A 19,952-nucleotide genomic window follows, 5' to 3' on the forward strand; every position below is an offset into this window, starting at 1 on the left:
CCGTGGTACCAGCATAGCCGGTGCCGCGTGAGGCGGCATCGGACACAAGTCAGGGGATCGCCCGTCACGGTTGCCCATGACAGGCGGAAGTCAGGCCAGCGTGGACTGGCCCAGGCGTTTGCTGCTGCGGTTCAGGCGCCAGCCCATCAGGATGGCGGCGGCGGTCAGGCCGACGATCAGGCCGATCCACATGCCCTGCGGGCCCATGCCCAGGCCGAGGCCGAGCCCGGCCCCCAGCGGCATGCCCAGGCCCCAATAGGCGAACATGGCGATGAACATCGGCACGCGGGTGTCCTTCAGGCCACGCAGCGCGCCGGCCGACAACACCTGGATGCCATCGGGGAACTGGAAGGTGGCCGCGTACAGCAGCAGGGTGGAAGCCAGACCGGCCACGGCCAGGTCGTTGGTGTAGACGCCGACGATGGCGTCGTGGCCGAACAGCAGTGCGGCGGCCGACAGCGTCTGCGTCCCCATGATGATCGCGTAGCCGGCCCACGCCGCACGACGCACGCCGAAGCCATCACCACGGCCAACCGCATGGCCGACCCGCACGGTGGTCGCCTCGGCCACGCCCATCGGGATCATGAAGCACAGCTGCGCCACGTTGATCGCGATCTGGTGCGCGGCCGCTTCATTGGCGCCCAGGCGACCAATCAACAATGCGGTGACGATGAACAGGCCACCTTCCATCAGCACGGTGATGCCGATCGGCAGGCCGGTGCGCAGCAGGTCCCAGATCGCTTTCCAGCGCGGACCCTCGAAATGCGAGAACAGCTGCAGGTGGGCAAAGCGCTTGGTGAACCACAGGTAGGTACCGAAGGCGATCGCCTGCAGCCACATCATCACCGCCGAGGCGATGCCCAGGCCTTCAGCGCCCATTTCCGGGAAGCCCAGCTTGCCGTTGGCCAGCACGTACCCCATCGGCGCCAGCACCAGCAGGCCACCAAAACCGAGCAGCATGGTCGGCAGCGTCCAATGCATGCCTTCACTGAGATAGCGCATGCAGAAGTACAGCGTCAGCGCCGGGCCCCCCCAGCGCACTGCATGCAGAAAGGCCGTTGCGCCGGGCACGATGTCCGGGGCGATGCCGAATGCCGGCAGCAGCGGCGGCACCACGGTGAGGAAGGTGAACATGATCAGGCCCAGGCCCAGCGCCAGCCACAGCGCCTGCCGGAACAGCGGGCCGATCTCGCGCTCACGGCCGGCGCCATGCAGCTGCGACACCGAGGCGGTGAGCGATATCAGCGTGCCGATCGGGATCAGCATCGGCAGCCACAGCAGCGCAGTGCCGATGGTCACTGCGGCCAGGGTGGATGTCGCATGGTGGCCGGCAATCACGTTGTCGACGAAGGAGATCAGACCGGTGGAGACGTGCCCGAGCACAAGCGGCAGGGCAAGCAGACCGGTAGCGCCGACTTCCTTGCTGAAGCGCGGCGTGGAGGTTGCAGTAGACATAAGGTGCTTGACGCGAACTACGGTTGCGCGCGAAGGGCACAGGCACCGGGTTGCGGCCGGCCATCTTACGCGCGCTGGGCGGTCATTCCCATGACTGCCCCATAAAGGGGACGGAGGGAATTAAGTCGTATCCGGCACAGTCGAGCCAAAAAACGACTTAATTCTCTCGCTCCCATTGTTGCTTACTGCCCGGCCTGGCGCTTCAGCCAGGTGTCGCGTTCGGCGGCGGGGATCGTCAGGAATGCGCTGCGTACGCTGTCGCGTTCCTGCGGCGGCGTGCGCTGGGCGACCAAGGCCAGCTGCACCAACTGCGACGGACTCAACTGGCGCAGCACGGCAAGCACGGCATCGCGCTGTTGCGGCGGTACGAAGCCGAACAGGCCGTGCAGCTTGGGGAACTCGGCGCCCAGTTGCGGGCCCAGCCGCCAGCCTTCGCGGAAAGCCTGGTCCTGTGCCTGGAACTGCGCGCGCAGCCGTTGCTGCTGGTCGGCCGGCAACGCGGCGAAGCGGCTGGCGGCCTGGCGGATGCGTTCGCGCTCACCCTCCGGCAGGGCGCGCCACGCGGCGTAGTCGCTGCGACGCTGGCGTTGCTGGGCGGGATCGAGTTGCGCGAATGCCGCCGCCGCAGTGGGCGCGGCCGATGGTGTTGCCGACGGTGCGGGCAGCGGCACGTTCACTGATTGCGGAGCGGCCGCCAGCGACAGCGGCAGGGCCAGCAGCAGGCCGGCGAAGAGGAGCTTATTCATCGGCAGCAGAGGTTTCCAGCGCTGCGCCGACCGGTTCCGGGTGGGTCGGCTTGGGTTGTGATTCGTCCACCGGCAACGGGCCACCGGCGGCACTCCAGGCATGCATGTCGGCCTCGGCCAGCAGCGGGTAATCGCGGTCGGCCAGCATCGCGGCATCTTCGCTGGCCTGCGCATCGCTACCCGCAGCAGGGCGGACATCGCTGGCGGGCAGCGCCTCGACGGTGACCGGCCCGGCCTCACCCACCACGCCTTCGGGCAGGGGGCCATCGGCAGTCAGCGCACGGCCCTGCCAATGGCGCCAGCCCAACGCAGCCAGCAGCAGCACCGCCACGGTGATCAACAGGATCACCGGGCCACGCCAGCGCGGCTTGGCATTGGGGCGGCGACGCTTGCCGCTTGTAGATGCGCGTTCGTCGCGCGGCGGCGCACGCCAACTGGAAGCGGGTGCCTGGTTGTTGGCCGCTGGCGCGGACGGCTGCTGCAGCTGCTGCAGGCGCTTGGCCGGCAGGTCGCGGACACGCAGCTGCACCTGTTCGGCCAGAGCGCGCCATGCAGCGGCGTCGGGCTGGCCATCGGCATCGCGTGGGCAGGCCGTGGCCAACAGGCGCTGATAGCCTTCCTCGTCGACATCCAGAACGCGGGTGGCGATGCCTTCGTCCAGGCTGCCCCCCACCCGCAGCAGCAGGGCCAGCCGCGGCAAGGGTGCCATCTCGCCCAGCGCGGCCAGCGAAGGCGGCCACTGACCGGTGGCGGGCTCGCGCAGCGCCTGGCGCTGGCCCAGCAGGGTCCAGAAGCGGCTGGGCCACTGCGCCATCGGCAGGTCGCTGGCGACCGCGGCGAAGGCGCGCATCACCGCCACCAGCGTCTGTTCGGCACGGGCGGGGTCACCGCACTGCAGTTCGGCCACGACCAGGGCACGGCGTTCGACGCCACGCAGAAATGCCGACAGCGCGCCGGCCGCGGTCGAGGAAACAGGGGCGGGCACAGCCGTCATCGGTCACTCCAAAGGTCTGCCGGCATGATAGCGGCAGCCCATCGCTGCCCGGCAGGACTTGCGATTGCAGACGCTTTCTGCTGCAGGTTGTGCACAGCACCACGCGGGAACCGGGCGATTCCTGCGTGAATGGCTGAATTCACCCTGTTTCAGCAATGTTTCACACTTAAGTTGTTGATTTTTATTACTTTTAAAGTGTGGCTATTTTTTGACCAACCGAAGCGTGAGGCCGTCGCCATCGGCCTCATACGGCGCCATGAGCCGCTAACGCACAGACTTATCCACAGAAGATGTGGATAAGACTGAATCTCCAATAGACACCGATATTTAGGTGACATTTATGATTCGCCGGAGGGCATGGCAGTCGCATCTGCCACTGCCATGCGCCCTCGCATGGGCCGTTACACTGACCCGATGCTTGCCCCTGAATCCGGCCCTGTCCCGACCCTGCAGGTTGCCCTGCCCGTGCCCCTGCCGCGCCTGTTCGACTACCTGCCACCGCAGGGCGAAGGCCCGTCGGTAGCGGTCGGCTGCCGGCTGAAGGTGCCGTTCGGCAACCGCGAACTGATCGGCGTGGTGGCAGGGCATGGGCAGGGGGAGGACAGCCAGGGGCTGCGCCAGGCACTGGCCTGGTGTGACACGACACCGCTGTTGCAGGGCGAGTTGTGGCAGAGCCTGCAGTGGCTGGCCCGCTATACCCACGCCCCCTTGGGCGAAGTACTGAGCACCGCCCTGCCCGGCCCGCTGCGGCATGGCGAACCGCTGCCCGACACCCATCACTGGGGCTGGCAGCTGACAGCCGAAGGCCATGCCCAGCGCGAGAAGCTGCGCGCCGGCAGCCGTCCACGGCAATTGGCCGAGCTGCTGGCCGAAGCCGTGGTGGACGAAGATGTCCTGTCCGCACGCATGCAGGACTGGCGGGTGGCCGCACGCAGCCTGGGCAAGCGCGACCTGGCCGAGCGCATCGCCCTGAGCGTGGCGCCGCAGCACGCCCAGCCCCTGCCCGGCCCCACCCTCAATCCGGAGCAGGCCGAGGCCGTGGCCGCGATCACCGCCACCGAAAGCTTCCAGGCATTCCTGCTGGACGGGGTGACCGGCAGCGGCAAGACCGAGGTCTACCTGCAGGCGATCATCCATTGCCTGGCGCAGGGCAAGCAGGCCTTGGTGCTGGTGCCCGAGATCGGCCTGACCCCGCAGACCCTGGCACGCTTCCGCGGCCGTCTCGGCATTGCCGTGCACGCGCTGCACTCGGGGCTGACCGACAACGAGCGCGCGCGGGTCTGGGCCGCGGCCTCGCGCGGCGAAGCACGGGTGATCGTGGGTACGCGCTCGGCGGTGTTCATTCCGCTGCCGCAGCCCGGCCTGCTGATCGTGGACGAAGAGCATGACGGCAGCTACAAGCAACAGGATGGCATCCGCTACCACGCACGCGATTTCGCTCTGGTGCGGGCCAAGGCGCAGGGCGTTCCGGTACTGCTGGGCAGCGCCACGCCCTCATTGGAAACCCTGCACAACGCCTACGCCGGCCGCTATGCGCACCTGCGCCTGAAGCAGCGTGCCGGCGATGCCCGACCACCGCGCGTGCGCATCCTCGATGTCCGCAAGCGTCCGCTGCGCGATGGTCTTTCCGCCGACGTGCTGGCCGGCATCGGCGAACACCTGCAGCGTGGCCAGCAGGTGCTGGTGTTCAAGAACCGCCGCGGCTATGCACCGGTGCTGCTGTGCCACGACTGCGGCTGGACCGCACCCTGCAACCGCTGCGATGCACCGATGACCGTGCATGGCGGTGGCCGTCGCCTGCAATGCCACCACTGCGGTGCGCGGCAGCCGGCACCACTGGCCTGCCCCGCCTGTGGCAGCCTGGCGCTGCAGCCACAGGGCATCGGCACCGAGCGACTGGAAGAACACTTGGTCAGTGCCTTCGCCGATTTCCCGGTGGTGCGCATCGACCGTGGCACCACCGCCCGCCGCGATGCACTGGAGCAGCAGCTGGCCAAGCTTGGCAACGAGCCCGGCATCCTGGTCGGCACGCAGATCCTGGCCAAGGGCCACGACCTGCCCAAGCTGACGCTGGTGGTGGTGGTGGGCATCGACGAAGGCCTGTTCTCGGCCGATTTCCGCGCCAGCGAAAAACTGGCGCAGCAGCTGATCCAGGTAGCCGGCCGCGCCGGTCGCGCGCGCGATCCGGGTGAAGTGTGGCTGCAGACCCATCATCCGGGGCATCCGCTGCTGGAGACGCTGGTCAACGGTGGTTACCACCCGTTCGCGCAGGCCGAACTCAACCAGCGCCAGGCAGCCGGGTTCCCGCCCTTCGCGCACCTGGCATTGATGCGTGCCGAAGCGCAGCAGGTCGAGCACGCCAACGCGTTCCTGCTCGCTGCGCGGAAACTGCTGGGGGAACAGGACATGGTGGAGGCCTTCGGGCCGATGCCGGCGCCGATGCCAAGGCGTGCCGGCTACCAGCGCACGCAGTTGTTGTTGTCAGCGGCGCAGCGCCCCCCCCTGCACGGGGTGCTGGCACAGCTGGTGCCGCAGTTGTACGCGCTGCCGGAGGCACGCAAGGTGCGCTGGTCGCTGGATGTGGATCCGACGGATCTGTACTGAGGACAATGCGCTGGGGTCAGAGCCCACCCGCTGCCGGGTGGGATCCGGCCCCGATGGCTTGAGGTCGGATCCCCGCAGAAAAGGGCTCTGCCCCCGAACGTCGCGCCTTCGCTTACGTCATCGGTGACATCACGCCGCGCTGGTACGCCGGGCGTTCGCGCAGGCGTGCATACCACTCGGCCAGGTGCGGCAGGTCCGGGCGCTGGATCGGAAGTTCGAACCAGGCGTAGATCAACGAGCCCAGCGCGATGTCACCCATGGCGAACGTGTCGCCCGACAGCCACGGCTGCTTGGCCAGGGTTGCGTTGGGCAGCGCCAGGAAATCACCGGCGCGCACGATCGCCGCATTGATGCGCGCCTCATCGCGGTCGGCCGGTGCGGTGCGCATGATGCCCCAGATCAGTTCGGAGTACAGGGGCGCCATCCGCGAGGTGCTCCAGTCCATCCACTTCTCGGCCTGGGCGCGCTCCATCGGATCTTCGGCATACAGCGTGCCCAGCGAATAGCGCGCACTGAGGTAGCGCACGATGGTGTTCGACTCCCACAGCGGCAGGCCGTGGTCTTCGATCACCGGCACCAGGCCGTTCGGATTCATCGCCACGTACTCCGGCGACTGCGTGCCACCGTGGCTGCCACCCACTTCGATGGACTCGTACGGCAGGCCGATTTCCTCGGCGCACCACAGCACCTTGCGGACGTTGCTGGAATTGCGGCGGCCCCAGATCTTCAACATGCGGGTTTCCTTGCGTGCAGCAGTGCGCCGCGATGGCGCGGAGCCGCTACGATACGCCCATCCACAGGGAGAGACGACATGACCGCATGGGATGCAGTGAACTACACGCTTCTGGCAGCAGGACTGGTGATGCTGGTGCTCGGGTACCGGCGCTCGAACCGCAACATGCTGCTGTGCGCCGGCGTGTTGCTGCTGGCCTTCAATGGCGTTGAAGACTTCGCCAACGGATTTGCGGAAGGCTACGCCGGCTCCAGCGCACGTACGCTGTAGCCACACCATGTCTTCTGCAGTGCTGCGCGACCGGCACACGCTGGGCAACGCCCGGCGCTACCGGTTCTTCTTCGGCAGCGCGCGTACGTAGGAGGACTTACCGTCCTTCTTCAGTTCGAACAAACCGATCGCCGCCAGCAGGTCACTTAGTTTGCCGTAACCGTAGTTGCGCGGATCGAACGAGGCCTGGTTGCCGATCTGGCTGCCGACCGGGCCCAGGTGCGACCAGCCATCCTCGCCTTCTGCCGAGGACACCGCACGGCGCAGCATCTTCACCAGACGCGTATCGCTGCGCATCTCCGCCCCGCTCTTGCGTGGGCGCGCATCATCGCTGGTGGCCTGCTCGCTGGGCGCCTGTCCGTTCGATGATTGTTCGTTCGCTGCCTGCTCCACATCCTGCACGCTGGCGTGGGTCTGGCCCAACGCTTCGAGGTAGGTGAACTTCGAGCACGCGTTGACGAAGGGTTCCGGCGTTTTCTTTTCGCCGAAGCCATACACCTTCACGCCATCGGTCAGCAGGCGCATCACCATCGGGGTGAAGTCGGCATCGCTGGACACGATCGCGAAACCATCGAGGTTGCGCGCGTACAGCAGATCCATCGCGTCGATCACCATCGCCATGTCCGACGCGTTCTTGCCCTTGCTGTAGGCGAACTGCTGGATCGGGCGGATCGCGTACTCGTGCAGCACCGCCTCCCAGCCCTTCAGTCGTGGGCTCTTCCAGTTGCCGTAGGCACGGCGGACGTTGGCCACACCGTAGCGCGCGACCTCGGCCAGGACTTCGTCGATCTTCGAGGCCGGTGCATTGTCGGCGTCGATCAACAGGGCGATGCGCTTTTCCGGTTCGCTCATGGACTCCTCACGGGCAGTTGCCTGAACCCGAGTATCGCCGATCCCGATGCACGCTGACGTGACAAGGAGCGGCCGTGCGAAGATGCCAGGCACTTCCCCCATGCCCCCCTGGAGTGAGTCGATGAGTCGTGATCGCGTCCCCCACCTGGTCGTTGTCGGCGGCGGTTTCGCCGGCCTGTGGGCCACCCGTGCGCTGGCCCGCGAACGCATACGCATCACCCTGGTCGACCGTCGCAACCACCACCTGTTCCAGCCGCTGCTTTACCAGGTGGCCACCGCTGGGCTGTCCGCTCCGGATATCGCCGCACCGCTGCGCCACATCCTCGGCCACCAGCGCAACGTGGAGGTGCGGCTGGGCGAAGTGGTGGCCATCGACAAGCAGGCCCGCCAGGTGCGCATGGCCGATGGCAGCACGCTGGACTACGACAGCCTGCTGCTGGCCACAGGCGCCACCCACGCCTACTTCGGCCACGACGAATGGGCGGACGATGCGCCCGGCCTGAAGACCCTGGACGATGCCATCGCCCTGCGCCGCAAACTGCTGCTGGCGTTCGAACGCGCCGAAGCCGAACCGGACCCGGAAAAGAAGGCGGCATGGCTGAGCTTTGCCGTGGTGGGGGGGGGACCGACCGGGGTCGAGCTGGCCGGCACCCTCGCGGAAATCGCCCGGCATACGCTGCGCAATGAATTCCGCCACATCGATCCGGCCAGCGCCAAGGTGCGGCTGGTCGAGGCCGGTCCGCGCGTGCTGTCCACCTTCCCCGAAGTGCTTTCGCTGAAGGCACGCCGGCAGCTGGAAAAGCTGGGCGTGGAAGTGATGACCGGGACGCCGGTGAGCCACATCGATGGACAGGGCTTCAAGCTGGGCGACCAGTTCGTGCCCGCGCGCACCGTGGTCTGGGCCGCCGGCGTGGCCGCCTCACCGCTGGCGCGCACGCTGGACGTGCCGCTGGACCGCGCCGGTCGCGTGCAGGTGCAGCCCGACCTGACCCTGCCTGGTCACCCGGAACTGTTCGTGGCCGGCGATCTGGCCGCACTGAACCAGGCCAACGGCAAGCCGGTACCGGGCGTTGCGCCTGCCGCCAAGCAGATGGGCAAGTACGTGGCGGACGTGATTCGCGCGCGCCTGCATGGCAAGGCAGCACCCGGGCCGTTCAAGTACGCCGACTTCGGCAACCTGGCCACCATCGGCCGCATGGCCGCGATCGTGCACCTGGGCAAGCTGCAGCTGTCCGGCGTGCTGGCCTGGTGGTTCTGGCTGGCCGCGCACGTGTTCTTCCTGATCGGGTTCCGCAACCGCGTCGTGGTGCTGTTGAACTGGGCGGTGGCGTACTGGAGCTACCAGCGCAGCGCGCGGATCATCTTCGGCGACGACCGCGAAGACCGGCGACCGAAGCGGTAGGTACTGCCGTGGGTGACCTCTCGACCGACACAGTTGATCCACGCCATGCGTGGATGAATTTCTATGCAGGCTGCATGGAGCGCAGCCACGCATGGCGTGGCTCTACTTCGGCTTCGGGTACCACAGCGCGTTGACGATGACCCAGCGCTGCTCGAAGCGGCCCATGTGGAAGTAGTCGACGAACCACGGGGTTTCCAGCCGCACCGATGCGGCGTTGCCGGTCACGTCCAGCACCGTGCAGCGGCGATCCCATTGATCTTTCGGGGTCTTCAACGCGCCCTGCTTCGTCAACGCAACCAGCTCTTCCTTCGACATCCGGCGCAGGCCCAGGCGTTCGTCCGGTGTATCACCGAGCACCGCACGTTTGGCCAGGTCCGGATGCAGGGAACGGGCGACGCGCTGCGGGTCGGCCTCCAGCTGGCCATCCACGTAGTCATGGCAGGTGGCTTCGATGGCTGCGATCGTGGCGGCGTCGGCGGCAGGGCTTGCTGCTGCGGAAAGTGCGAACAACAGGGCAACGGTGGACATCCGGGTCTCCAGCGCTGAGGGCTGGGCGATCATGGCATGGCCGGATGCGCCCCATCCACGCATGGCGTGGATCTACTGCAACAGCCACGCCAGTTTGCGTTCGCGCGGCTGCCGCTTGAGCTCCCATTCGGCACGTGAGGCCGCTGCCCGGTCCGGGTACTCGCGCACCGCCAGGACCCGCAGTGGTGGCCGCGACCGGGTGTAGCGGGCCCCCTTGCCGGCCTGATGGGCAGCAAAACGGGCCTGCACGTCGGTGCTGATGCCGGCGTAATAGCTGCCGTCTCGGCATTCGAGCAGGTACAGGAACCACGGGCGGGAGGGCGAATCCATGGCCGGATTATGCCGTGCTGCACTGCAGCGGATATACTGGCGACCGAATGCAGGAGAGAGGCGCCGCGCTGGCGCCCGCCGAAGGCGCAGGCTCCCATGATCGCTCAGGCCGGTGGGCTGGAATCCCACCAACCATGCATTCGACTCGCCGAGCTGGAGAGAGGTCACCGGGCACGCCCGGGACGATCCGCCGAAGGGGCACGCGGCTCACGCCGCTGAACTCTCAGGCAAAAGGACAGCGGGAGCGGCACCGGTCATCGTCATCCCGTCATTGCGCAGGCAGTGGCGGTATGTGCGCATGGCCGGCCCCACCGCGCCCGGAGCCTGTCCCATGCTGCTGTCCATCATCTACCTGATCGCCATTTCCGCCGAAGCCATGACCGGCGCCCTGTCTGCCGGCCGCCGCCGCATGGACCTGTTCGGCGTGGTCATGATCGCCTGTGTCACCGCCCTCGGCGGCGGCTCGCTGCGCGACATCCTGCTTGGCCACTATCCGCTGGGCTGGGTGAAACACCCGGAGTACCTCGGTTTCACTGTGTGCGCCGCACTGATCGCCACCTGGGTGGCGCGCTGGATGCACCACTTCCGCCGCACCTTCCTGGTGCTCGATGGCCTGGGCCTGATCGCCTTCACCCTGATCGGCTGCTCGATCGCGCGCGAGGCCGGCCATGCACTGCCGATCGTGCTGATCGCCGGCATGCTCACCGGCGCCTTCGGCGGCGTGCTGCGCGACATCCTCTGCAACGAGGTGCCGTTGATCTTCCAGAAAGAGCTGTACGCCATCATCTCGCTGCTGACCGGTGCGGTGTATCTGCTGTTGCTGCACTGGGGCGTGGCCGATGCTACGGCGATCCTGTGCTGCCTGGGTGGTGGTTTCGCTGTGCGTCTGCTGGCCATCCACTACCGCTGGGAAATGCCCAAGTTCGTGTACCACGACGAAGTGCATTGATCGTTTGACGGTGGTGCCGGCCGCTGGCCGGCAGCACTGCGCACGCCTGCAGATTCCAGCAGGTTGCCAGCCGGCAGCCGGCATTTCTGGTTGGGTCGCATGACCAAGGTCACGCGGCGACGGCCCCCGTAAACCGCTACCATTAGCGCCCCGTCGCACGCGCGACGGCATCCAGCCACGCCGCGTCCGCGGCCCCGCCAGACAATCCCCCTCCCCCGCTGCCCGTGGCCCTTCGTGGTGCCGACGGGCCCGCATGACCCTGCGTGCGCGCAGGGCGCAGGATGCCCATGTCTGTCGCCGAAAATTCCCGCTCACGTCGTGCCCGCCTGTTGCTGGTCGTTGCCGGTCTTGCCCTTGTCGCTGGCCTGGCGTGGTGGCTGTGGCCGCGGGCCGAGGCGGGCAGTGGCGAAGCCGGCAGCGGCAAGACGGTGCCGGTACGCATCGCCCTTGCCAGCGCCGAGCCGCTGGTGCTGCGGATGAAGGCGGTCGGTACGGTCACTCCGCTGCACAGCGTGGTGGTGCGCAGCCGCGTGGACGGCGAACTGATGCGCCTGCATTTCCAGGAAGGTCAGCAGGTCAACGCCGGCGACCTGCTGGCACAGATCGATCCCCGCCCCTACCAAGTGAAGCTTGCGCACGCACAGGGTACGCAGCAGCAGAACATGGCCGAGCTGGAGAATGCCGAGCGCCAGCTGCAGCGCTACCGCGAACTGCAGCGACAGAACTACGTGTCGGCACAGGAACTGAGCGACCAGCAGAGCAAGGTGCGGCAGCTGCAGGGGCGCCGCCTCAGCGACCAGGCATCGGTGGACGAAGCACGCCTGCAGTTGCAGTACACGCGCATCATCGCCCCGGTCAGCGGCCGTGTCGGCCTGCGCCGGCTGGACGTAGGCAACCTGGTGCACGCCAGCGATACCGAAGGCCTGGTCACGCTGGCGCAGACGGCGCCGATCAGCGTGCTGTTCACCGTGCCCGAGCCGGAGCTTCCCGCCCTGCTCGATGCGGTGCAGGCGCAGCCGGCGCTGGCGGTGGAAAGCTGGGACCGCGAAGAACGACGGCAGCTCGCCAGCGGCACCCTGTCCAGCGTCGACAACCGCATCGATACCGCCACCGGCACGCTGAAGCTGCGCGCGCAGTTCGACAACACCGACCAGGCGCTGTTCCCCAACCAGTTCGTCAATGTGCGCCTGCAGCTGGGTGAGCATCCCGCGCTGCTGATTCCCGATGCTGCCGTGCAGTTCGGCAGCCAAGGCAACTACGTGCACATCGTCGACAAGGACAACAAGGCACAACGTCGCTCGGTGCTGCTCGGCCCGGCCGACGACGGACGCGTGGCGGTGCGTTCCGGCCTGGTGGCTGGTGACAAGGTGGTGATCGAAGGCATCGACGGGCTGGAAGACGGCACCGCGGTGGAGATCATCACCGAGGAGGCATCGACCAAGGCCGGCGCATGAACCTCTCGCGCGCCTTTATCCTGCGCCCGGTCGCCACCACCCTGCTGATGGTGGCGCTGCTGCTGTCCGGGGTACTGGCCTATCGCCTGCTGCCGGTGGCGGCGCTGCCGCAGGTCGACTACCCGATCATCCAGATCACCACGCTGTACCCCGGTGCCAGCCCCGAGCTGACCACGCGCACCATCACCGCGCCGCTGGAGCGCCAGCTCGGGCAGATTCCCGGCCTGAAACAGCTGTCGTCCACCAGTTCCGGTGGTGCCTCGGTGATCACCCTGCAGTTCGGCCTGGAGGTGTCGCTGGGTGTGGCCGAACAGGACGTGCAGGCGGCAATCAACGCGGCCGGCAGCTTCCTGCCCGGTGATCTGCCGGTGCCGCCGGTGTACCGCAAGGTCAATCCGGCCGACACGCCGATCCTGACGCTGGCGGTGACTTCGCAAGGCCTGTCGCTGCCGCAGGTGCACGATCTGGTCGACACCCGCATCGCCCAGCGGTTGGCACAGCTGCCGGGGGTGGGCCTTGTCAGCCTGGCCGGTGGCCAGCGCCCCGCCGTGCGCATCCAGGTCAATCCGGGCGCACTGGCCGCCAACAACCTGGGCATGGACCACATCCGCACCGCGATCGCCGCAGCCAACGTCAATCTGCCCAAGGGTAGCTTCGATGGCCCGATCCGCGCGGTGATGCTCGATGCCAACGACCAGATGCGCAGCGTGGCCGAATACCGCGCACTGGTGCTGGCCTGGCGCGAGGGCGCACCGCTGCGGCTGGGCGATGTGGCGACCATCACCGATGGTGCCGAGAACCGCCAGCTGGCGGCATGGAGCGGCACCACCCCGGCGGTGCTGGTGAACATCCAGCGGCAGCCCGGCGCGAACGTCATCGCCGTAGTCGAACAGGTGCGTGCCTTGCTGCCGCAGCTGCAGGCCACGCTGCCGGCCGGCGTGCAGATGACCGTGCTCAGCGACCGCACCGAATCGATCCGTGCTTCCGTGCGCGGCGTACAGAAGGAACTGGTGCTGGCCATCGCGCTGGTGGTGCTGGTCACCTGGGTGTTCCTGCGCAACCTGCCGGCCACGCTGATTCCCAGCGTGGCGGTGCCGCTGTCGCTGATCGGTACGTTCGCGGTGATGCTGCTGGCCGGCTATTCGCTCAACAACCTCACGCTGATGGCGCTGACCATTGCCACCGGTTTCGTGGTGGACGATGCAATCGTGATGCTGGAGAACATCGCCCGCCACCTGGAAGACGGCGAGAGCCCGCGCGAGGCGGCGCTGAAGGGAGCCAGCGAGATTGGCTTCACCCTGGTGTCGCTGACGGTCTCGTTGATCGCCGTGCTGATCCCACTGCTGTTCATGGCCGGCCTGGTGGGCGCGCTGTTCCATGAGTTCGCAGTGACGCTGGCGGTGGCCATCGGCATCTCGCTGCTGGTGTCGCTGACCTTGACGCCGATGCTGTGTGCGCGCTTCCTGAAACCACATGCCAAAGGGTCAGAGCCCCACGGGGATCTGACCCCGCCCGGGTCGGATCCGGTCAGGGCTCCGACCCCGAAGCGCGACGTGTTCGATCGCATCATTGCCCTGTACGACCGGCAGCTGCGCTGGGTGCTGCAGCGCCAGCCACTGATGCTGCTGGCGACCGTGGGCACGCTTGCGCTGACGGTGGCGCTGTATTTCGCCGTGCCCAAGGGCTTCTTCCCGGTGCAGGATGCCGGCCTGGTGCAGGGCATCAGCGAAGCCCCGCAGGCGATCTCGTTCCAGGCCATGCGCGAGCGCCAGCTTGCCCTGGCCACGGCCATCGAACAGGACCCAGCCGTGGCCAGCCTGTCTTCCTACATCGGCGTGGACGGCAACAATGCCGCCCTCAATACCGGCCGCCTGCTGATCGAACTGAAGCCACACGGCGAGCGCGAGAACGCCGACGTGGTGATGGCGCGGCTGCAGCAGCGCGTGGCCAGGATTCCCGGCATCACCCTGTATCTGCAACCGGTGCAGGAGCTGGGCATCGAAGACCGCATCAGCCGCAACCAGTACCAGTTCACCCTGACCACGCCGGACCTGCAGACGCTGGAAACCTGGACACCGAAGCTGCTGCACGCGCTTCGCCAGTCGCCCGCGCTGCGCGATGTGGCCAGCGACCTGCAGATGCAGGGCCGACAGGCCAGGGTGAGCATCGACCGCGATGCCGCCGCACGCTTGGGCGTAAGCGTGGAAGCGGTGGCCGACGCACTGTACGACGCCTACGGGCAACGGCAGATCTCCACCATCTTCACCCAGGCCAGCCAGTACCGGGTGGTGCTGGAGGCCGATCCGGCACGACAACCGGGGCCGGAGGCGATCAGCGGCCTGCGCGTGCGCAGCAGCAACGGCCAGACCGTGCCGCTGGGTGCAGTGGCGCGCGTCGAGCAGGGGCCGACGGCACTGCTGCGCAACCATGTCGGCCAGTTCCCGGCGGCCACGCTGTCGTTCAACCTTGCGCCCGGCGCATCGCTGGGTGAAGCGGTGGATGCGGTGCATGCTGCGCAGGCGCAGGTGGCATTGCCGCAGAGCATCGAGCTGCGCCTGCAGGGTGCGGCGGCGGCCTTCAGCAGCTCGCTGTCGAGCACGCTGTGGCTGATCCTTGCCGCCGTGGTGGTGATGTACATCGTGCTGGGCGTGCTCTACGAGAGCTTCATCCACCCCATCACCATTCTTTCCACCCTGCCCTCGGCGACCGTGGGCGCCCTGGCCGCGTTGTGGGTGAGCGGCCGCAGCCTGGACCTGATCGCAGTGATCGGCATCGTGCTGCTGATCGGCCTGGTGAAGAAGAACGCAATCATGATGATCGACTTCGCCTTGGACGCGCAGCGCACGCGCGGCATGATTCCGCGTGAAGCGATCCACCAGGCAGCGCTGCTTCGCTTCCGGCCGATCCTGATGACCACCCTTGCCGCGCTGTTCGGTGCGGTACCGCTGATGCTGGCCAGCGGCTCGGGCGCCGAGCTGCGGCAGCCGCTGGGCTGGGTGATGGTGGGCGGCCTGATGGTCAGCCAGGTGTTGACGCTGTTCACCACGCCGGTGATCTACCTGGCCTTCGACCGTCTGCAGCGTCGCCGCGCGGCGGTACCCGCAACAGCAGAGGAGGCCAGCGCATGACCCCTGTGGCACGCCTGGCACAGGCCTGCGTGCAGCGTCCGGTGGCGACCCTCCTGCTGGCGGTGGCGCTGGTACTGGCCGGCCTGCTGGCGCTGCGCCTGCTGCCGGTGGCACCGCTGCCCCAGGTCGACTATCCCGCCATTGAAGTCAGTGCCAGCCTGCCCGGCGCCTCGCCCGAATCGATGGCGGCCACCGTCGCCACGCCGCTGGAGCGTGCGCTGGGCAGTCTGCCCGGCATCTCGCGCATCGACTCGGCCAGCACCCAGGGGCAGACCGAGATCGAATTGAAGTTCGTGCTCGGCCGCGACATCGACGAGGCCGCGCGCGAAGTGCAGGCCGCGATCAACCTCGCCCGCGGCCAGCTGCCCAGCGGCATGCCGGGCATGCCGCAGTACCGCAAGGTCAACCCGTCGCAGGCGCCGATCCTGGCGCTGGCGTTGACCTCCGATACGCTCTCGCCGGGCCAGCTGTACGACCTGGGTTCGACCGTGCTGGCGCAGAAGCTGTCGCAGGTACCCGGCGTGGGCGAAGTGCAGGTGGGCGGCAGCGCGCTGCCGGCGGTTCGCGTGTCGCTGGACCCCAATGCCCTCAATCACGCAGGTCTGGCGCTGGAGGACGTGGCACAGGCGATCAGCCGCGCCAATGCAGTGCGCCCACTGGGTGCGGTCGCGGGCGCGCAGCAGCACTGGCAACTGGAGGCACCGCTGCAACTGCGCCAGGCCGCGCAGTATCGCCAGCTGGCGCTGAAGGCCAGCGATGACCGCCTGCTGCGGCTGGGCGATGTCGCTGCCGTCGCCGATGGCGTGGAGGACCGCTATGCCAGTGGCTTCCACAACGAACGCCCCGCCGTGCTGCTGATCGTCAGCCGCCAGCCCGGCGCCAACATCATCGCCACCGTCGATGCGATCCAGGCGCAGTTGCCGCAGCTGCACGCCCTGCTGCCCAGCACGGTGGACATGCGCCTGGTGATGGACCGCTCGCCGGTGATCCGCGCCACCCTGCATGAAGCAGAAGTGACCCTGCTGCTGGCGATCGCGCTGGTGGTGCTGGTGGTGCTCGGCTTCCTTGGCCACTGGCGTGCGGCCCTAGTACCCAGCGTGGCGATTCCGGTGGTGCTGTTCGGCACGCTGGCGTTGATCGCGCTGATGGGCTTCTCGCTCAATACGCTCTCGCTGATGGCCCTGATCGTAGCGGCGGTACTGGTGGTTGACGACGCCATCGTGGTGCTGGAGAACATCGCGCGCCATCGCGAACTGGGCGCCGACCGCTGGCAGGCGGCGGTGCGCGGTGCATCGGAAGTGGGCGCTACGTTGCTATCGATGAACCTGGCGCTGGCAGTGGTGTTCGTCTCGATCCTGTTCCTGGACGATTTCGTCGAGCGCCTGTTCCGCGAATTCTCGCTGACCCTGGTGGCGGCGATGACGGTGTCGGTGCTGGTGGCACTCAGCCTGGTGCCGATGCTGTGCGCGCGCCTGTTCGTCGATGACGCACAACAGCCCACGCGCTGGCAGCGCGGCAGCAATGCGCTGTTCGAGCGCGTGCGTGGCGCCTATCTGCGCACCCTGCAGGCCAGCCTGCGGCAACTGCGCTGGCCATTGCTGGCCTTCGTGGCAGTGATCGCACTCAATGCCTGGCTGTTCCAGCAGGTACCCAAGGGCATCGTTCCGCAGCAGGACACCGCACAGCTGCGCGGCTTCGCGCGTGGCGATGACGGCCTGTCCTTCCAGGCGATGCAGCCGAAGATCGATGCCTACCGCAGACTGCTGCTGTCCGACCCGGCCATCGAGGACATCATCGGGTATATCGGTGGCAGCAACGGGGTCAACAACGCCTTCATCATGATCAAGATGAAGCCGCTGGCCGAGCGCGGCGTCTCCAGCCAGCAGGTGATCGACCGCCTGCGTGCGCGTCTGCCCAAGTTGCCCGGGGGCAACCTCTATCTGTGGGTGGACCAGGACATCCGCCTGGAAGGCGCCGGCAGCAGCGGCAAGTACGAATTCCAGTTGCTCTCGGCCGATACCGCGCCACTGCGCCAATGGGCACCGAAGGTCGCTGCTGCGCTGCGTGGCCTGCCGGAACTGGTGGACGTGGAAGCGCAGGGCGAGGCCGGCATGCGCCAGGTGATGCTGGACATCGACCGCGAGGCAGCGGCGCGCCACGGCGTGGACCTGCGCACCGTAGCCAACATGCTCAACAACGCCTTCAGCCAGCGCCAGGTCGCCACGTTGTACGACAGCCTCAACCAGTACCGGGTGGTGATGGAGCTGGACCCGAAGCACACCCAGGACCCGGGCACGCTCGCACGGCTGCAGGTGATCGATGGCAGCGGCCAGCGCATTCCCCTGTCGAGCATCGCCAGCTGGCGCTATGGCATGGCGCCGGACCGCGTGTACCACAGCGAGCAGTTCGCCTCGATCTGGATCGAGTTCGCGCTGGCACCCGGCGTGGGCCTGGAACAGGCCACCCGGGCGATTGATGCGGCGATGGCCAAACTGATGCTGCCGCGCTCGGTGCAGGCCAAGCTGTCCGGCGAGGCCGGCGGCCTGGAGCAGCTGCGTTCGCGCCAGTTGTGGCTGGTACTGGGTGCGACGCTGGCGGTGTACCTGGTGCTGGGCATCCTCTACGAGAGCTTCCTGCAGCCCTTGGTGATCCTGTCCACGCTGCCGTCGGCCGGCATCGGTGCGCTGTTGGCGCTGTGGCTGTTCGGCAACGAACTGAACCTGATCGCCCTGCTCGGCCTGTTCCTGCTGGTGGGCGTGGTGATGAAGAACACGATTCTGCTGGTCGACTTCGCCCTGGCCGGCGAACGCCGCGGGCTGAGTGCGCAGGATGCAGTGATGGAAGCGGCACGATTGCGCCTGCGGCCGATCCTGATGACCTCGCTGGCAGCACTGCTGGGTACGTTGCCGCTGATGCTGGCCAACGGTGAAGGTTGGGAGCTGCGGCAGCCGCTGGGCATCGCCATCGTCGGCGGGTTGCTGGTCAGCCAGTGGTTGACGCTGTACACCACGCCGGCGATGTATCTGGCGTTGGCGCGAGTACGGGCGGGGCGGTGAGCGAGGTGGCTTCATCCACGCATGGCGTGGGTCTACTGCGGCCATCGCCGGTTCGGGTCTCACACCACCCCGGCGATGTACCTGGCGCTGTCGCACATACGCAGCGCCAGGCGCATCGCCGGTGCAGACGGGCCGGTCTCCAACTCCGACCGGCCCTGATCGCGGCCGCACCCCCGCAGGCGCTGGCCGCCATCCACACACGTGCCGCACTCAAGCGGCTTCGGACACCTTCACTTCACGGCGGGCGCGCACGGCAGCGGCGAGCCGCTCCAGCACCTGCACGGTGGTGTCCCAATCAATGCAGCCATCGGTGATGCTCTGGCCGTAGACCAGCGGCTGGCCTTCGACCAGCTCCTGGCGGCCACCCACCAGATGGCTTTCGACCATCACACCGACGATGCGCTGCTCGCCATCTTCCAGCTGGATGGCGATGTCTTCGATCACCTTCGGCTGGTTTTCGTGATTCTTCAGGCTGTTGGCGTGGCTGGCATCGATCATCAGGCGCGTCGGCAGCTTGGCCTTGGCCAGTGCCTGACAGGCATCGGCCACGCTGGCCGCGTCGTAGTTCGGCTGCTTGCCACCACGCAGGATCACATGGCAGTCCGGGTTGCCGGTGGTGGAGACGATGGCCGTGCCACCCTGCTTGGTGACCGACAGGAAGTGATGCGGATTCGAGGCTGCGCCCACGGCATCGGCGGCTATCTTGACGTTGCCGTCCGTGCCGTTCTTGAAGCCAACCGGGCACGAGAGCCCCGACGCAAGCTCGCGATGCACCTGGCTTTCGGTGGTGCGTGCACCGATCGCGCCCCATGCCACCAGGTCGGCGATGTACTGCGGCGAGATCACGTCGAGAAACTCGACGCCGGCAGGCAGGCCCAGCTTGTTGATGTCGCGCAGCAGGCCGCGGGCGATGCGCAGGCCCTTGTCGATCTTGAAGCTGCCGTCCAGGTCCGGATCGTTGATCAGGCCCTTCCAGCCCACCGTGGTGCGCGGCTTCTCGAAGTACACGCGCATGACGATTTCCAGCTCGCCGGCCAGCGCATCGCGCAGCGGCTTCAGGCGCTGTGCGTACTCGATGGCGGCTTTCGGATCGTGGATCGAGCACGGCCCGACCACCACCGCCAGGCGGTCGTCGCGGCCATGCAGGATCTGGTGCAGGGCGGCGCGCGAAGCGCTGACGGTGTCGGAGGCTTCGTCATCACAGGGCAGCATCGCCAGCAGCTGGGCAGGCGGTGTCAGCGGTTCGATGGTGCGGATACGCAGGTCGTCGGTGTGCGGGGGCATGGTGAGGGGTCTCTACGGAACGTTGGGGGTCCGCAGCGTGGCGACATGAAAAAAGCCGCCAGGTTCGCTGGCGGCTTTCGGGAATGCGTCTGAAGCTTTCTTCAGGGTGAGCGCAATCCTTCCTCCGCCGGGGGCTTCGGAAAGTAATACCAATAAAAGCTGGCATG

Annotated in this window: 15 protein-coding genes and 2 riboswitches; of the genes, 7 read left to right on the forward strand and 8 right to left on the reverse strand. The window is 67.4% G+C overall.

Annotated features, from left to right (window positions below; translation table 11 throughout):
- Positions 1-90: 90 nt before the first annotated feature.
- The 3 genes from AC1DKR_RS13825 to AC1DKR_RS13835 form a co-directional block, all read right to left on the reverse strand.
- A complete protein-coding gene (locus AC1DKR_RS13825; protein ID WP_312109863.1) occupies positions 91-1,455 on the reverse strand; it encodes an MATE family efflux transporter in 1,365 nt (454 codons plus the stop codon).
- Positions 1,456-1,637: 182 nt separating this feature from the next.
- Positions 1,638-2,201: a DUF3106 domain-containing protein gene (locus AC1DKR_RS13830; protein ID WP_478033270.1), complete on the reverse strand. Its 564-nt coding sequence runs from the start codon at positions 2,199-2,201 to the stop codon at positions 1,638-1,640.
- Positions 2,194-3,195: a hypothetical protein gene (locus AC1DKR_RS13835; protein ID WP_223496813.1), complete on the reverse strand. Its 1,002-nt coding sequence runs from the start codon at positions 3,193-3,195 to the stop codon at positions 2,194-2,196. Before AC1DKR_RS13835 ends, AC1DKR_RS13830 begins: the two co-directional genes overlap by 8 nt.
- 414 nt (positions 3,196-3,609) lie before the next feature.
- On the opposite strand from AC1DKR_RS13835, the gene AC1DKR_RS13840 reads away from it, so the two are divergent.
- Positions 3,610-5,799 carry a primosomal protein N' gene (locus AC1DKR_RS13840; RefSeq protein WP_478033323.1) on the forward strand — a complete coding sequence of 730 codons (2,190 nt, stop codon included), beginning with the start codon at positions 3,610-3,612 and terminating at the stop codon, positions 5,797-5,799.
- A gap of 112 nt (positions 5,800-5,911) precedes the next feature.
- Here AC1DKR_RS13840 and AC1DKR_RS13845 read toward each other — a convergent pair whose 3' ends face one another.
- A complete protein-coding gene (locus tag AC1DKR_RS13845) occupies positions 5,912-6,532 on the reverse strand; it encodes a glutathione S-transferase family protein (RefSeq protein WP_025879392.1) in 621 nt (206 codons plus the stop codon).
- 78 nt (positions 6,533-6,610) lie between these two features.
- Between AC1DKR_RS13845 and AC1DKR_RS13850 the strand changes: the two genes are divergently transcribed.
- Complete coding sequence (locus tag AC1DKR_RS13850) at positions 6,611-6,802, forward strand: hypothetical protein (protein WP_025879391.1); 192 nt, start codon at positions 6,611-6,613, stop codon at positions 6,800-6,802.
- Between the two features lie 57 nt (positions 6,803-6,859).
- On the opposite strand, the gene AC1DKR_RS13855 is transcribed toward AC1DKR_RS13850, so the two are convergent.
- Positions 6,860-7,654 carry an NYN domain-containing protein gene (locus AC1DKR_RS13855; RefSeq protein WP_025879390.1) on the reverse strand — a complete coding sequence of 265 codons (795 nt, stop codon included), beginning with the start codon at positions 7,652-7,654 and terminating at the stop codon, positions 6,860-6,862.
- Between the two features lie 121 nt (positions 7,655-7,775).
- On the opposite strand from AC1DKR_RS13855, the gene AC1DKR_RS13860 reads away from it, so the two are divergent.
- Positions 7,776-9,056 (forward strand): NAD(P)/FAD-dependent oxidoreductase, encoded by a 1,281-nt coding sequence (locus tag AC1DKR_RS13860; protein WP_099785558.1) that lies wholly within the window; start codon positions 7,776-7,778, stop codon positions 9,054-9,056.
- A 102-nt stretch (positions 9,057-9,158) separates the two neighbouring features.
- Here the strand turns inward: AC1DKR_RS13860 and AC1DKR_RS13865 are convergent, their stop codons facing one another.
- Positions 9,159-9,584 (reverse strand): nuclear transport factor 2 family protein, encoded by a 426-nt coding sequence (locus AC1DKR_RS13865; protein WP_312108881.1) that lies wholly within the window; start codon positions 9,582-9,584, stop codon positions 9,159-9,161.
- A 72-nt stretch (positions 9,585-9,656) separates the two neighbouring features.
- On the reverse strand, positions 9,657-9,914 hold the full coding sequence (locus tag AC1DKR_RS13870) for a GIY-YIG nuclease family protein (RefSeq protein ID WP_223496818.1): 258 nt from the start codon (positions 9,912-9,914) through the stop codon (positions 9,657-9,659).
- A gap of 40 nt (positions 9,915-9,954) precedes the next feature.
- Positions 9,955-10,044, forward strand: a riboswitch (glycine riboswitch).
- Positions 10,045-10,057: 13 nt separating this feature from the next.
- Positions 10,058-10,161: riboswitch (glycine riboswitch) on the forward strand.
- A gap of 84 nt (positions 10,162-10,245) precedes the next feature.
- Between AC1DKR_RS13870 and AC1DKR_RS13875 the strand changes: the two genes are divergently transcribed.
- The 4 genes from AC1DKR_RS13875 to AC1DKR_RS13890 all read left to right on the forward strand — a co-directional run bounded on the left by AC1DKR_RS13875 (position 10,246) and on the right by AC1DKR_RS13890 (position 18,501).
- Positions 10,246-10,863, forward strand: a complete 618-nt coding sequence (locus AC1DKR_RS13875; RefSeq protein WP_032952083.1) for a trimeric intracellular cation channel family protein — start codon at positions 10,246-10,248, stop codon at positions 10,861-10,863.
- 287 nt (positions 10,864-11,150) lie between these two features.
- Positions 11,151-12,317, forward strand: coding sequence for an MdtA/MuxA family multidrug efflux RND transporter periplasmic adaptor subunit (locus tag AC1DKR_RS13880; RefSeq protein ID WP_478033271.1), 1,167 nt, complete (start codon positions 11,151-11,153; stop codon positions 12,315-12,317).
- The gene (locus tag AC1DKR_RS13885; RefSeq protein WP_478033272.1) at positions 12,314-15,445 is read left to right on the forward strand and encodes a multidrug efflux RND transporter permease subunit; all 3,132 of its coding nucleotides are present in this window, start codon (positions 12,314-12,316) and stop codon (positions 15,443-15,445) included. Before AC1DKR_RS13880 ends, AC1DKR_RS13885 begins: the two co-directional genes overlap by 4 nt.
- A complete protein-coding gene (locus tag AC1DKR_RS13890) occupies positions 15,442-18,501 on the forward strand; it encodes an efflux RND transporter permease subunit (RefSeq protein ID WP_363734037.1) in 3,060 nt (1,019 codons plus the stop codon). The genes AC1DKR_RS13885 and AC1DKR_RS13890 overlap by 4 nt, the downstream gene beginning before the upstream one ends.
- A gap of 210 nt (positions 18,502-18,711) precedes the next feature.
- Here the strand turns inward: AC1DKR_RS13890 and AC1DKR_RS13895 are convergent, their stop codons facing one another.
- A complete protein-coding gene (locus AC1DKR_RS13895; protein WP_025878655.1) occupies positions 18,712-19,785 on the reverse strand; it encodes a 3-deoxy-7-phosphoheptulonate synthase in 1,074 nt (357 codons plus the stop codon).
- Between the last annotated feature and the right edge of the window lie 167 nt (positions 19,786-19,952).

The sequence above is a fragment of the Stenotrophomonas sp. 01N47 genome (genome assembly GCF_056399165.1).

Bases quoted from the DNA above. Each gene is read 5' to 3' on its own strand.
- AC1DKR_RS13825 (WP_312109863.1), bottom strand. From the start codon at position 1,455: ATGTCTACTGCAACCTCCACGCCGCGCTTCAGCAAGGAAGTCGGCGCT.
- AC1DKR_RS13830 (WP_478033270.1), bottom strand. From the start codon at position 2,201: ATGAATAAGCTCCTCTTCGCCGGCCTGCTGCTGGCCCTGCCGCTGTCG.
- AC1DKR_RS13835 (WP_223496813.1), bottom strand. From the start codon at position 3,195: ATGACGGCTGTGCCCGCCCCTGTTTCCTCGACCGCGGCCGGCGCGCTG.
- AC1DKR_RS13840 (WP_478033323.1), top strand. From the start codon at position 3,610: ATGCTTGCCCCTGAATCCGGCCCTGTCCCGACCCTGCAGGTTGCCCTG.
- AC1DKR_RS13845 (WP_025879392.1), bottom strand. From the start codon at position 6,532: ATGTTGAAGATCTGGGGCCGCCGCAATTCCAGCAACGTCCGCAAGGTG.
- AC1DKR_RS13850 (WP_025879391.1), top strand. From the start codon at position 6,611: ATGACCGCATGGGATGCAGTGAACTACACGCTTCTGGCAGCAGGACTG.
- AC1DKR_RS13855 (WP_025879390.1), bottom strand. From the start codon at position 7,654: ATGAGCGAACCGGAAAAGCGCATCGCCCTGTTGATCGACGCCGACAAT.
- AC1DKR_RS13860 (WP_099785558.1), top strand. From the start codon at position 7,776: ATGAGTCGTGATCGCGTCCCCCACCTGGTCGTTGTCGGCGGCGGTTTC.
- AC1DKR_RS13865 (WP_312108881.1), bottom strand. From the start codon at position 9,584: ATGTCCACCGTTGCCCTGTTGTTCGCACTTTCCGCAGCAGCAAGCCCT.
- AC1DKR_RS13870 (WP_223496818.1), bottom strand. From the start codon at position 9,914: ATGGATTCGCCCTCCCGCCCGTGGTTCCTGTACCTGCTCGAATGCCGA.
- AC1DKR_RS13875 (WP_032952083.1), top strand. From the start codon at position 10,246: ATGCTGCTGTCCATCATCTACCTGATCGCCATTTCCGCCGAAGCCATG.
- AC1DKR_RS13880 (WP_478033271.1), top strand. From the start codon at position 11,151: ATGTCTGTCGCCGAAAATTCCCGCTCACGTCGTGCCCGCCTGTTGCTG.
- AC1DKR_RS13885 (WP_478033272.1), top strand. From the start codon at position 12,314: ATGAACCTCTCGCGCGCCTTTATCCTGCGCCCGGTCGCCACCACCCTG.
- AC1DKR_RS13890 (WP_363734037.1), top strand. From the start codon at position 15,442: ATGACCCCTGTGGCACGCCTGGCACAGGCCTGCGTGCAGCGTCCGGTG.
- AC1DKR_RS13895 (WP_025878655.1), bottom strand. From the start codon at position 19,785: ATGCCCCCGCACACCGACGACCTGCGTATCCGCACCATCGAACCGCTG.